The sequence below is a fragment of the bacterium genome (assembly GCA_035527515.1).
GTDB lineage: Bacteria > B130-G9 > B130-G9 > B130-G9 > B130-G9 > B130-G9.
This window is the reverse complement of sequence record DATLAJ010000021.1, coordinates 1-12,898: the sequence shown is the minus strand read 5'-3', so window position 1 is coordinate 12,898 and position 12,898 is coordinate 1. Positions and strand designations below refer to the sequence as shown.

Genomic DNA, 12,898 nt, shown 5'->3' with positions numbered 1-12,898 from the left:
CACAAACCCTCCAGAAACTGTGGCTCTCACTGCTGCAAAACAGGATGCAATACAATAACGACTGCGCAAGGGCAAGTCAAGATCGCAGGTCTAGTTTCGGGGCCTGGCGTCTGGAGCGAGCGACTCGGGAGATTGTGCGTCAGGCCACCTCTTCCCCGCTGCCTCTTGGGCGCCGGAATTGAGATGGCCGGACGGTGCTTAGGCTAAATACGGCGATATAGGCGTGTATGTGCGCCGCAAAAGGAAGCTGGCTGTTGAATTGGATCGCTTTGGCCATATATTTGTTTACCTAATTTGAAGAGGCGATCACGGAGAGCAAGATGTTTGGGTTTGAAAGCGCTTATTTACTGGCTTTGTTTGTGCTTGTTCCGCTGCTTTGGTATGCGCTGACGAGAGTGGGTTATCTGCTCTCCGGGTCCGTGAAGTACTCTCACGCGACCTCGTTTTTTGGTGGACAGGCTAGGCCTAGTTACCCGCTGAGATACGTCTTCACTGTTGCCTTAATCCTCGCGGCGCTCTCGCTACTGATACTAGGTGCTGCGAGGCCTCATCTCGTTAAGTACAACGAGCCTACCAGCGCGGTGGGCAGAGACATAATGCTTGTGCTTGACATCTCCGGAAGCATGCGAGCCGAGGATTTTCAGCCCAACAACCGCCTGTATGTGGCCAAGCAGGTCGTAGGCGATTTCATCAAGAGCAGAAGAGGCGACAGGATAGGCCTCGTGAGCTTCTCGGGCCAGAGCTTCACTCAGTGCCCATTGACGCTGGATTACGATATGCTGGTCTCCCTGCTCGGGTCCGTTGATTTCGACATGGTTCAGGACGGAACTGCTATTGGCAATGCTCTCGGGACAGCGCTGAATCGCATCAAGGATTCTGAGGCGAAGTCGAAGATTATTGTGCTTCTGACAGACGGCGAGAACAACATGGGCGAGATAGAGCCCTTGACCGCGGCGGAGATGGCCAAGACTATGGGCGTGAAAATATACTGCGTCGGTGTTGGCAAGAGGGGAGGCGCGAGGATACCGATCTACGACAAGAGATGGGGCAAGCGATACGCCGTGGGCGCTGATGGCAGGCCTGTCCTGACGAAGCTCGACGAGAGCACGCTCAGAGCTATCGCCAATACATCGGGCGGGAGATACTCCAGAGCGACTGACGCCGAGTCGCTAAAGCGCATCTATGCGCAGATAAGCAAGGCGGAGGGGTCCAGGCTCAAGGGACAGCGTTTCTCGAGTTTCGAGGAGCTCATGCCATACTTCGTTCTGCCGGGGCTTTGCCTGCTGGTAACCTCAATGGTGTTATTCTGGACAATCTCGCGGGTGTTGCCGTAGGTTTGAGCGATGTGCGTTATTACACCTGCATTTTGCGAACCAGCAGCGATCCGGCCTTCGCAGCCAAGGCTGCTTTGGCGGAGTAGGCAGAGCAGACTCGGGCGGCGAGTCGATAGGTATGTAGAGTAATGAACTACGATATTCGCGGTTTTGTGGAGGTCTCGTTTCTCGATTGGGTGGGGGCAGTCTGTTCTATAATCTTCTTGCCCAACTGCAACTTCCGCTGTCCATATTGCCATAACGCCGATCTGGTGCTGCGGCCCAAGGAGGTCCCGAGGGTCCCGGAGGCGGTGATCTTTCCGAAGCTCAGAAAGCAGAAAAAGTGGATTGAGGGCGTCGTCGTAACTGGTGGCGAGCCGACGCTGAGCCCCACGCTGCCGGACCTCTTGAGCTCGCTGCACAGATATGGGCTGAAGGTGAAGCTGGACTCGAATGGCTCGAGGCCGGATGTGCTGCGTGATATGATTAATGAGGGGCTTGTGGACTACGCTGTCATTGACGTCAAGGCGCCCCTTGATAAAGGTAAGATGGATGCGGTAACGGGGATAGATGCGCCTCTGGACGCTATTTCAGAGTCAATAGAGTTCATACGAGGCTGTGGCCTGCCTCATCAGTTCCGCACCACATTCTGCCCTAAGTTCCTAACGTTCGATGACCTCGAGCTCATCGGAGATGCGATACGAGGCGCCGACGTGTGGACAGTCCAGAATTTCAAGAACGAGAAGACATTAGACCCCGGGTTGGCGGAAGTTTCGCCAGTAGATGGCGCAGAGCTCCTCTCACTGCGTCCGCGCCTCGCGCGCTTTGTCAAGCGATTTCAGATTGTTACTTGAGCGCTTGGCTGGGTGGGCAAGTGTATTGCGGCCCTGCCATGCTTGACTCGATTCTGGACGCAGCTATAATCAGCCAGGCAGAACTGGCACCTAATTGTATCTTTAGGGCTGGTAAATGATGGTTCCATGATTTATTGAGCTAGGAGAAAACTGGTGGACAGAACAGAGAATTTGATGAAGAAAATGACTGAGGTGGAGGGTATCTCCGGATTTGAGCACGAAGTAGCGAACCTGGTGAAGGCCGAGTTGGGAGACGCGTGCGAATACGAGCGAGACAACCTGGGCAGCCTCATCTGCAAGCACAGCGGCACGTCAGAGACGCCGAGGATAATGATGGCCGGGCACATGGACGAGATCGGCTTCGTCGTTCAGCAGGTTACGGACGAGGGTTTTGTGAAGTTCCTGCCTGTTGGCGGCTGGTGGCCGGGCAATATGCTTGCGCAGCGAGTAGCGATCCAGACGAGAAAGGGCAGGGTAATAGGCGTCATAGGCTCGCCGGCTATTCATGATTTGGACAAGGACAAGAAGGACAAACTGCTCAAGATAAAGGAGCTGTTCATCGACGTGGGTCAGTCCGTTGGATATGACGTCGAGAAGAAGCTGGATATCCGGCCCGGCGACCCGATCACTCCGGTGACCGAGTTTGAGATAATGGCAAATAAGAAGATGTATATGGCGAAGGCGTGGGACAACAGGATCGGCGTCCTTATTATGACCGAGGCGATGAGGCGTCTGGCAAAGATGAGGCACCCGAACTTGGCCTTTGGTGTCGGGACGACGCAGGAGGAGGTGGGCTTGCGAGGGGCCAAGACAGCTGCGGCCTTCTGCAAGCCAGACGTGGCATTTGCCTTGGACGTATGCACTGCGAAGGATACAAGCCCTGGTATGAAAGGTCGGCCTGAGAAGCCCGGCAACGGCGTCGGCATAATGGTTTTTGACAACTCGCTCATACCAAACATGAAGCTTCGCGATTTTGTGATCGATATTGCCGAGAAGCACAAGATCAACCATTTCCTTGGGATACTAGATGGCGGTGGGACGGACGGCGGACGGATCAACCTGAGCGGCGCTGGTGTCTTGAGCATATACATCGGCATCGCGTCGAGGTATATTCATTCACACGTGTCGATCATTCATCGGGGTGACTTCGACGCGGCGGTTGATCTCATGGTGCAGGTTTATATGGCCTTGGACAAGAAGACGGTAGAGAGTTTGAAGGCTTTTTGAGGAGCGAGTTAGTGAAGATTCGAAAGGCGGTTTTCCCTGCGGCGGGTCTTGGCACAAGGTTCCTGCCGGCCACCAAGGCCCAGCCGAAGGTCATGCTGCCGCTAGTTGACAAGCCGATTATCCAATACGTGGTCGAGGAGGCGAAGAATTCTGGGATTGAGCAGGCGATCTTCGTCACGGGTCGTGGTCAGCGTGCGATCGAGGACCATTTCGATACGTCTTTTGAGCTTGAGCATGTCTTGAAGAAGAAGCTGAAGGATACTTCTGACAAGGAGAAGATGCAGGAGCTTGAAGCAATGCTTCAGGCGACGCGCGAGATATCAAACATGGTCAGTGCTGCTTACGTAAGGCAGAGAGAGGCAAAGGGGCTGGGGCACGCGATCTTGGCGGTGCGGGAGCTGATTGGCGACGAGCCTTTCGCGGTTCTTCTTGGGGACGACGTGATCTACAGCCAAGTGCCTTGCTTGAAGCAGATGATAAACGCTTATTCTCGCTACAAGTGTCCGATGATCGCCTTGGAGCGCATCCCTGGGGAGCAGATCAGTCGTTTTGGTGTGATAAGAGGGCAATTGGTCGATGATAGGCTCTACAAGCTCTCAGGGATGGTGGAGAAACCGAAGCCGGGCGAGGCCCCGTCAGACCTGGCCATCATCGGAAGATACATCTTGACGCCTGAGATATTCGAGATTCTCGAGAACCTTCCGCCCGGCAGGGGAGGTGAGATTCAGCTGACCGATGGTCTGATGGAGCTTCTGCAGCGGCAGGTAATCTATGGCTACGAGTTCGAGGGCCGCCGGTATGACGCTGGCGACAAGCTTGGCTTCTTGATCGCTACGGTTGAATACGGGTTGAGGAATCGCGAGCTCAGGGATGAGTTCTATAACTATCTCCGCCATCTGGACATAGACACGATCAATGGGACCAAGCCGCCTCGGAAGGCCAACAAGGAGCCGCACAAGTGAATATCGCCCAGATGTGCGCGGCACAGGCGGAGTCTTTCCCACACAAAACCGCAGTCGTTCACAGGGACATATCTCTCGATTTCGAATCGCTGCACGAGTTAGTTCAGAAATGTGCGGCTGGCTTTTCTGGATTGGGGCTAGACCGCGGGGCGAAGGTTGCGCTGCTCTTGGAGAAGACCCCAGCGCTCGTAGTTTCGTTCATTGCTTGTGCAAGGCAGGGATTGATGGTGGTTCCGCTGAACTATCGGCTGAAGCCCGCTGCGCTGGCCCGTATAATTGACCAATACGAGATAGATGCGCTTGTCGTCGCGGGCAAGTTCCTCGAGCGAATCGAAGAAGTGCCTCGAGATCACAAGGCGCTTGCGAGGCTTGTCGTGTGCGGGCCTTCTGAACAGGACGCGGCCGGCGGTCTAGAGTGGGACGAGTTCCTGGACGAGGCGCCCGGCGAGGTGCCGTCAGTGGAGGTGGACGACGACGGGCCTTTCTACCTCAACTTCACCTCTGGCTCGACCGGCATTCCAGAGGCCGCGGTAACAACACACACAAACCTCTTTTTCAACACGATGGCGTCAGTGGAGACGTTTGGCCTTCGGCACAATGACGTCCATTTGTGCATGTTTCCCGCCTACCTTCACCCGCACGAGATATTTCTACGAGGTCTGTATCTTGGCGGGACATCGGTGCTTGAAAACAGCCTCTTCCCCAAATCGGTTGCGCGGGCGATAAGCGAGCACGGGATTACGTGCATGATGGGGGCGGCTACGCTCTACGAGCGACTGCTGCCGTTCGCCTCCAACAGCCAATTTAACTACAAAACCCTCAGGATCGCCGAGAGCGGCGGGATGGTGACCCGGGAGACGCTCAACAAACAGTTCGAGGCGGCGTTTGGGATTCCCATCACGCCGGTCTGGGGCAGCACCGAGACAACCGGCATTGCCGTTGCGCCTCATGCGGGCGAGGTCAGGCGAGGCGGGTCTGTTGGGAAGGCAGCGCTGCACTACACAATAAGAGTTGTCCGCGAGGATGGTTCCGATTCGGGCGAGATGGAGCTCGGCGAGATGCTCGTCTCGGGCAAGGGCGTTGCGTCCCGTTACTACAGACCGCAAGACGGAGGTCCCGATGCGCCTTCTGGGGCTCTCGCCGAGGGATGGTTCAGAACTGGGGACCTTGTCAAACGTGATGAGAACGGGTCCATCTACTTCGTCGATCGCAAGGACTCGATGATGAAGGTGGCGGGTATGAAGGTCTTCCCGACCATGATAGAGCGTGTTCTGAAGGAGCATCCGGAGGTGGACGACGTCTGCGTCATACCGGTCGAGGACAAGCAGCGGGGTCAGGTCCCCAAGGCGATAGTAGTTAAAAAGCCCGGCACGTCGGTCGATCCTTTTGACCTAAAGGCCTTCTGCGCCTCGAGGCTTGCGTCCTATGAGGTCCCCAAGAGCTTCGACTTTAGGGAGGATATCCCACGCTCGCCCTCGGGCAAGCTGCTTCGCGCCGCAGTGCTTGAGATGTACAAGGCTGACTCGATCCGAGCAGACGTCGCTGATTTAAGGGCTCAAATTGACCGTATAGACGTCGAGCTAGTGAAACTGCTCAACGAGCGGGCGAGGTCGGTCTTGAGGGTTCGGGAACAGGTCGAGGCAAGGGGGGAGAAAATGTTCTCCCCATTAAGGGAGGAAGAAGTGCTGCAAAATGTGCTCGGCCACAACCCCGGCCCCGCCCATGACGGCACAATAGAGGAGATATTCCGTAGCATTCTTGTAGCATTCAAGAAAATGTGATGCTCCACAAGCGGATTTGGGGAGCGGGGCTTCCGGAAGCTCCTTGGCGACAATGACATGCTCGCATATCTCACCATGATGGCGCGGCGCCTCGTTTGACATTTTTGTCCGACACATCTAACTTTACGCGCAATGAAGGACACGGTGTTATTCGGAAGACTGGGCAGAATGCGGGCTTATTCTGTTGTTGGTCATCGACGTAGCCAGGAATGGATAGGTAAGCTGAGCGGGCAGTTACAACCAGCGGTGCGATGGTGGATATCAAGCTAGTCGTTCCCGAGGGGCGTGAGTTGCCGCTCAGACTCATGGACATGAAGTCTGGCGCCCCGGGATTGACCTCGGAGGTCGGGGCATTCTATGCTCAGGCGGCCAGTGTATGCCTAGAGGACCAAGGGCACTCAAGTCCTACTCCTATGCTGATTTCTGGAGAATTAACGGCAAGCGCAACGTTAGAATGGGCTACTACCACAGATCAGGTCCGCCGGAACTGGAAAGATGACGAGGAAGCGACGGAGTATGGCGCTTGTGCCATTGCAAGTCTTCTTGTGCCAGAACTATCAGGATTGCATGTGGTTGAGCGCTCCAGAAAGGGCACTGGATTTGATTACTGGCTCGGACCCACCGATGACGACGAATCATTATTTCAGAGTCGAGCGCGCCTCGAAGTGTCAGGTCTTCGCGCTGGAACCGAAACTAGAATAGCCGCCCGTGTGCGGAAAAAGCTGAGACAAACAGAGCGCTCGGATAGTAGCCTGCTACCCGCCGTCGTTGTGATTGTCGAGTTCAGCCAGCCTGAGAGCCGGGTAGCGAAACGATGAACGAGATAGCCCGGCTTCACCGGGAAGCGATGACGCTTGCAGACAAAGCCGGTGTCGAACGCAGAAATGGTCATCCCGACCGTTCTTTAGAGCTTACGCGCAAGGCCTTTGAGCTAGAGCGCGACGCTGCTCAGGGAACAGAAGACCGGGCTGAGCTAGAGCCCACGAGGTCCGTTCTACACCGAAGCGCTGCTTCGCTAGCGCTGGAGTGCGGGGAATCCCGTGAGGCGGAACGTCTGATCGCGCGTGCCCTTGCTGGGAATCCCCCGGAAGAAATTGCTGAAGAATTGCGCGACCTTTTGGAGGACGTTTATTTCCAACGGCATCTGTCGCTCCGGGGCATAACACTGCAGCCGGATGAGTTTCAGATCTCGCTGGAGGGCCAAGCTGTGGGTTTCGGCATTGTTCCAACAAGCTTTTTCTTTCCACGAGTGCACGATATAGAGACGGTGGTTTATCGGACGGCCGAGCGCAAGATGGGTCTCAAGTTCCGCGAAAGGGGGGCCCGATCGAAAGAGGTGGCCGAGGCCATACAGACCTATGTTACTGGCCTTCGTGCGGCAAGCTTTGCAGTGACCTTCCGCATCGCAGGCCCCCAGAGAAGCCTTCCGGGAATGGACCTCCCCCGCGTTGTGATCGACGATCTGTTCGATTGCTTTGAGCTTTTCGAGGCACGCGATCTTCAAAAGCTTGAGGAGCACTTTCAAGACGAGTCGTACTTCCGGAACTTCGTCGGGCTAACCGAGAAAATCGCGCCAGACGGGAAAAACATCTCCCGTGTCGGCTTCACGGCAACAACCCCTCAGGGGGAACGTCGGGTCGCACTTTCCCGGAAACGCGAACGCATCTGGGTGGGTGCGATCGAGCCGGTGCGAGCCGAGCCTGACCAACCGTTCGAGCTAAGTGGAGTTCTTCTGGAAGCGGATGCAAAGAGCTCGAGCCGAGGTGTCATCCAAGTGGTCGATGACGCCGGCAAATCACATCGATTCGTTGTTCCGCGGGGAATTATGAGCGACATTGTCAAGCCTATGTTTGAAGAGCGTGTTACTGTCACAGCACAGCGCAAAGGTCGAGGTTTCCTGCTTGAGTCAATCCACCCCGTCGATGATGAAAGCATAGAGTAACGAGGCGTTGCGACTGTCGCTCGTCTCCCGCGTCACAGGTGAATGAGGGCTAGTCGGGCGCCGAGTTTAGCTGTGATGCGAACGATGATCGAAGCAGGAAACACTGAAGTGAGTCATCTTCAAGCATGACGGAATCTGTGCAACCTGAAACCAGGAACACTCTCTACTATGGCGACAACCTTGAGGTCCTGCGGCTCTACATAAAGGACGAGTCTGTGGACCTCGTCTATCTCGATCCGCCATTCAAGAGCAATCAGAACTACAACGTCCTCTTCGCCGAGAAGAACGGCACTCGCTCCACAGCTCAGGTAAAGGCGTTCAAAGACACCTGGTGCTGGGACCGGGAGGCGGCGAGCGCCTATCGCGAGGTCGTTGAGGCCGGGGGCCGCGTTTCTGAAACGATGCAGGGCTTCCGAAAGCTCCTCGGCGACAACGACATGCTCGCATATCTCACCATGATGGCGCCTCGCCTCGCGGAGCTAAAACGTGTCTTGAAACCGACCGGGAGTATCTATCTGCACTGCGACCCGACCGCGAGCGCTTATCTGAGGCTGCTGATGGACGCAGTCTTCGGCCCGCGGAACTTCCGCAATGAAATATCGTGGAAGCGCACGCCATTCGCGGGCAGCAGCAAGGCCAGGGCGAAGCAATTGCCCCGCTCGCACGACATTATCCTCTTTTACTCAATGGGTGTCGCTTTGACTTGGAATCCACCGACTGTTGCCTATTCGGAGAAGTATCTCGCCCGGTTCAAATGGGACGATGCCGATGGCAGAGGGCCATATCGGAAAACACTTCTGAAGACCTATTCGACGGAGACCTTCCAGAGACTTAAGTCTGAGAACCGGCTGATTTCGCCGAAGCGCGAGGGCGCGAAGTGGTCATATAAGCAATACTTGAGCGAGAGCAGCGGCCGGAGGCAGGTTCCGGATATCTGGACTGACATTAACGCCATCAACCCCGTTGCTAGGGAGCGGCTTGGCTACCCGACGCAGAAACCCGAGTCGCTCTTGGAACGCATCATCAGGGCGAGCAGCAACGAGGGCGACCTGGTGCTTGACCCGTTCTGCGGATGCGGGACGACCATAGCTGTGGCCCAGCGCCTGAAGCGGCGCTGGATCGGGATAGACATAACGCACTTGGCCGTAACGCTCATGAAATATCGACTCGAGAGCACTTTCGGTGAGGCCATTAAGAAAGAGTTCGAGGTGGTCGGCGAGCCTGTGTCCATCTCCGGCGCAATGGCCCTTGCTAAACAGAACCCATATCAGTTTCAGTGGTGGGCATTGGGATTGGTCGGCGCTCGGCCCGTGGAGCAAAGAAAGGGAGCCGACAGGGGCATAGACGGGCGACTTTATTTCCATGACGAGGGCGAGGGCGGCGAGACGAAGCAGATCGTGCTCTCGGTTAAGTCGGGCCACGTCGGTGTGTCGCACATCCGCGACCTGCGGGGCGTTCTGGAGCGCGAGAGCGCCGCAATTGGTGTCTTGATAACGATGCTGGGGCCAACCAAGCCGATGCGCGCGGAGGCCGCATCCGCGGACTCCTATTACTCGCCCGGCTGGGACAAACACTACCCTGGCGTCCAAATCCTTACGGTCGAGGACCTCCTCGCAGGGAGGCGAATCGACTATCCGCCGTCAAAGCAGGTGAATGTAACGTTCAAGAAGTCTCCGAAAAGCAAGCGAGAGAATGAACCCGGCTCAAGCGACCTATTTGATTGACGGCCATGAATAACATCTGTTCACCCGCCGACTGTAGGGCACACACGTGCCAAGTCGCGTGCCGCGAGTGCAGCGTGGTCGTTTCTGTCCAACCGGCTGCTTGTTCAAAATTGATGGCCCCGAGCGACGCTTCGTCCGGCCCCGGCCTGCGAGTTTGCGATTCGGAACTCTGACCTTGAGCACTCGACTTTCAATCGTAATTCCGGTCTATAACAACGAGGGGACGCTCGAGAAATGTCTCGCGTCCATTTATGCGTCCGAGGGCGCCGAGGGCAGATTCGAGGTGATCCTGGTCGATGACGGCTCCACGGACAACAGCGTAGGGATCGCCCGGCGTTTCCCGTGCAAGATAGTGAGTTTTGGCGAGAACAGAGGCATAAGTGTGGCCAGAAACGCAGGTGCACGGGCAGCCAAGTGGGACATAATCTACTTCGTTGATGGGGATATCGTCCAAAAACCAGATACTATAAGAGGGTTCCTCCAGGCGTTCGATGACGATCCCGGGCTTGTGGTCGCCCAGGCCGTTTGGGCAAAGGAATCGCTAAATCCGTCATTCGGCGGCGATTTCTGGGCGCTCAAGGCACACTACCTGATCAAGATTCGGCAGCTCGGACGCGTCGAAGCACGCCGGGATGCGCGATCACTAAACTCAGGGTGTATGTGTGTCAAGAGAGACGTGTTCTGGAAGTTCGGCGGGTTTGATGAGAAATACACCACGCCCGGAGGTGAGGAGCACCTTTTGGCGTTTCGGATGGCTTACAGTCATCCCCTATATCAATACAAAGATATTGAGGTGTTCCACCACTTTGCAGGAGCTTGGCCAAAGGTTAAGATACAGTTCAACAGGGCGATGAGATTGGGTGGGATATTCGGCCAGCAGCGAGCGTTCGGGTCGGTCGGCTCTACGACCAAAGATGAGGCCACCAGATGCGCTCTCGCATGTAATGTCATTGTGTTCGCGGTTCTCGGAGCTCTGTTTAAGGAGGCCTTTGGGGTTGCGCTTGGGCTTTTCGCTCTGTTCTTGGTTAGTGAGGCCGGTTTCTACGTCTTTATCTTCAAAGAGAAGAACGTCGGCTTTGCCCTTGCCGGGGTGCTTTATGATTTCGTGCTTTACGTTGTTACCGGACTGGGCGTCGTGCTTGGGCTTGCTAGATTCTTGGCCGGCAGGATTCTCAATCGGGGCGACCGGGGCTAGTGGGCAGTTTTCTTAAGCTCGCAAGGGCCGCTTGCGGCAAAACGCCCTTCCATCTGGTCTTTTTCGTAACGGCGAAGTGCAACGCCAGGTGCAAATACTGCTTCTACTGGAAACAGATTGTAGCAAAGGACAAGCCGCAAGAGCTAAGCCTTCGAGAGATTGAAAAGGTAACGGCGAATCTGCCGAATCTTGGCTACCTGACGCTCACCGGCGGTGAGACGTCGCTAAGAGAAGATGTGGCTGAAATAGCAGAGGCGTTCTACGAGAGAAGCGGGATACGAATCGCTTCGTATCACACCAACGGCTTTCTGAAGGATAAGATTATCGCTGACGTCTCCGCGATTCTGGACCGCTGCCCCGAACTCGCGGTTGACGTATGCGTCTCGGTTGACGGGGTTGGCGAGAAGCACGACCGACTCAAGGGCGTGCCCGGCGCATTTGACAAGGCCATCTCAACGATCGAGGCGCTCAAAAGGCTGCACGCTCGGAATGGGCGGCTTGGGATATTCACGGTCTCGGTCTTCTGCGCCTCGAACACAAGTGAGGACATTTTGGAGGTTCATCGCTATTTGGCGGATATGGGTGTTCGGAATGGCATCTCGCTGATCCGCAACGCCTCGAAGGATCGGGGGGAGTTTGATGTTGATATGAACGAATACCTAAGACTGTTCGAGGAGTTGGAACGTATCAGGCCGAAAGGGGAGAACGCGGCGGACTACCCGCTTTTTTCGTTCAGAGATGCGATAGAATCGTTCAAGGGGCAGTTGATAGCGGAGACGGCGAGCCGGAGGCGGCAGATCGTGCCGTGCGTTGCTGGCTTAAGGTCGATCGTGCTCGGTGAGGATGGGACGCTGTATCCGTGTGAGCTTCTGCACACGCAATACGGGAACGTGCGAGATTGCGGTTATGACCCGATGGCGCTAGTCAATTCCCTGAGGGGACATGCAATGCGTCGGGGGATTGTGAACAGAGATTGCTACTGCACGTGGGAGATTCTGATTGCGCTATCTGCGCTTTACTGGCCCTGGGTCTATCCCAGGGTTGTTGGGCACAGGCTTCGACAGGTCTTCAAAAGCGGCAATGGACGGCAATGATCTTGGTCGGCGCGCTGCGGACCGAAGGCGGTTATGGCGACTTCTAGGATGAGGTCTGGACCGCTTTTTCAGCCAAAACTTCGAGGCGCACGTTACCCGTCATGGCCTCCTGTGTCTTTGGGGACAGCTGCTGATCTCTTGCTCATACCTGGCATTGGGGAAAAAAGGGCTTGACTTACAGTTGAAGATACATATTATTGTGTTCTGATCACTTGCTTTGGGGACTTGGATCGCCTTGCATACGCGGCTTCTCAGGAGTGAAGCGCGTAAGGTGGGTTTTTCGGATAGCCGTTGTGAATGTCCCTGGGGTGGTTTTGATGAACAGTATAGGAATCGGTCTTAATAGCTGAACCTAGAGAAGAGAGACAGGAGGATGGAGTGGTGAGGAAACTTGTGGTTGTGCTTGCCACGGTCGCGCTGATTATGTCTGCGCAGGTCCTATTGGCCGGCGAGCCCGACTGAAATGAACCTCGCTTGACATTTTGATCAAGATGAGTTGTGGTATAATAAACAGGATTGGAAACTTTGCGGCGTATGTTTGTCGTTTCGTAAGGATCTAACAACCATCTCATTCTGGGAGGAGAGACATGCAGCTTCATCGAGGTATTGAATTGGCGCTCGTTGCGATCATCACCGTCTTCGCGATCATGGTTGCCGGCGCCTTCGCGACAGATTATTCCGTTGCCAAGACGGGAGACAACAGCGATGGGCTCACCTGGGGCACGGCGTGGAACACAATCCAGCAGGGCGTTGACTCGTGTTCGGGCAGCTCAGCTGATGTAGTGAAAGTGGCTCAGGGAACCTAT

Annotated in this window: 12 protein-coding genes; all 12 read left to right on the top strand. The window is 55.7% G+C overall.

The annotated features are described in order from the left end of the window. A partial coding sequence (locus VM163_01310; GenBank protein ID HUT02515.1) for a hypothetical protein occupies positions 1 to 182 on the top strand: 182 nt, incomplete at its 5' end. Positions 183 to 320: 138 nt separating this feature from the next. After that, complete coding sequence (locus VM163_01305) at positions 321 to 1,334, top strand: VWA domain-containing protein (protein ID HUT02514.1); 1,014 nt, start codon at positions 321 to 323, stop codon at positions 1,332 to 1,334. Between the two features lie 128 nt (positions 1,335 to 1,462). Further along, positions 1,463 to 2,167 carry an anaerobic ribonucleoside-triphosphate reductase activating protein gene (locus VM163_01300; protein HUT02513.1) on the top strand — a complete coding sequence of 235 codons (705 nt, stop codon included), beginning with the start codon at positions 1,463 to 1,465 and terminating at the stop codon, positions 2,165 to 2,167. A gap of 153 nt (positions 2,168 to 2,320) precedes the next feature. Further along, on the top strand, positions 2,321 to 3,394 hold the full coding sequence (locus VM163_01295) for a M42 family metallopeptidase (protein ID HUT02512.1): 1,074 nt from the start codon (positions 2,321 to 2,323) through the stop codon (positions 3,392 to 3,394). 11 nt (positions 3,395 to 3,405) lie between these two features. Then, positions 3,406 to 4,356 carry a UTP--glucose-1-phosphate uridylyltransferase GalU gene (gene galU, locus VM163_01290; protein HUT02511.1) on the top strand — a complete coding sequence of 317 codons (951 nt, stop codon included), beginning with the start codon at positions 3,406 to 3,408 and terminating at the stop codon, positions 4,354 to 4,356. Continuing rightward, the gene (locus tag VM163_01285) at positions 4,353 to 6,137 is read left to right on the top strand and encodes an AMP-binding protein (GenBank protein ID HUT02510.1); all 1,785 of its coding nucleotides are present in this window, start codon (positions 4,353 to 4,355) and stop codon (positions 6,135 to 6,137) included. Before galU ends, VM163_01285 begins: the two co-directional genes overlap by 4 nt. 376 nt (positions 6,138 to 6,513) lie before the next feature. After that, the gene (locus VM163_01280; GenBank protein HUT02509.1) at positions 6,514 to 6,636 is read left to right on the top strand and encodes a hypothetical protein; all 123 of its coding nucleotides are present in this window, start codon (positions 6,514 to 6,516) and stop codon (positions 6,634 to 6,636) included. A gap of 315 nt (positions 6,637 to 6,951) precedes the next feature. Beyond that, a complete protein-coding gene (locus VM163_01275; protein ID HUT02508.1) occupies positions 6,952 to 8,079 on the top strand; it encodes a hypothetical protein in 1,128 nt (375 codons plus the stop codon). A gap of 125 nt (positions 8,080 to 8,204) precedes the next feature. Then, positions 8,205 to 9,803: a DNA methyltransferase gene (locus tag VM163_01270; protein HUT02507.1), complete on the top strand. Its 1,599-nt coding sequence runs from the start codon at positions 8,205 to 8,207 to the stop codon at positions 9,801 to 9,803. Positions 9,804 to 9,978: 175 nt separating this feature from the next. Further along, positions 9,979 to 10,998, top strand: coding sequence for a glycosyltransferase family 2 protein (locus tag VM163_01265; protein ID HUT02506.1), 1,020 nt, complete (start codon positions 9,979 to 9,981; stop codon positions 10,996 to 10,998). After that, positions 10,998 to 12,092, top strand: coding sequence for a radical SAM protein (locus tag VM163_01260; protein ID HUT02505.1), 1,095 nt, complete (start codon positions 10,998 to 11,000; stop codon positions 12,090 to 12,092). The genes VM163_01265 and VM163_01260 overlap by 1 nt, the downstream gene beginning before the upstream one ends. A gap of 587 nt (positions 12,093 to 12,679) precedes the next feature. Continuing rightward, the coding region (locus tag VM163_01255) for a hypothetical protein (GenBank protein ID HUT02504.1) at positions 12,680 to 12,898 on the top strand (219 nt) is incomplete at its 3' end.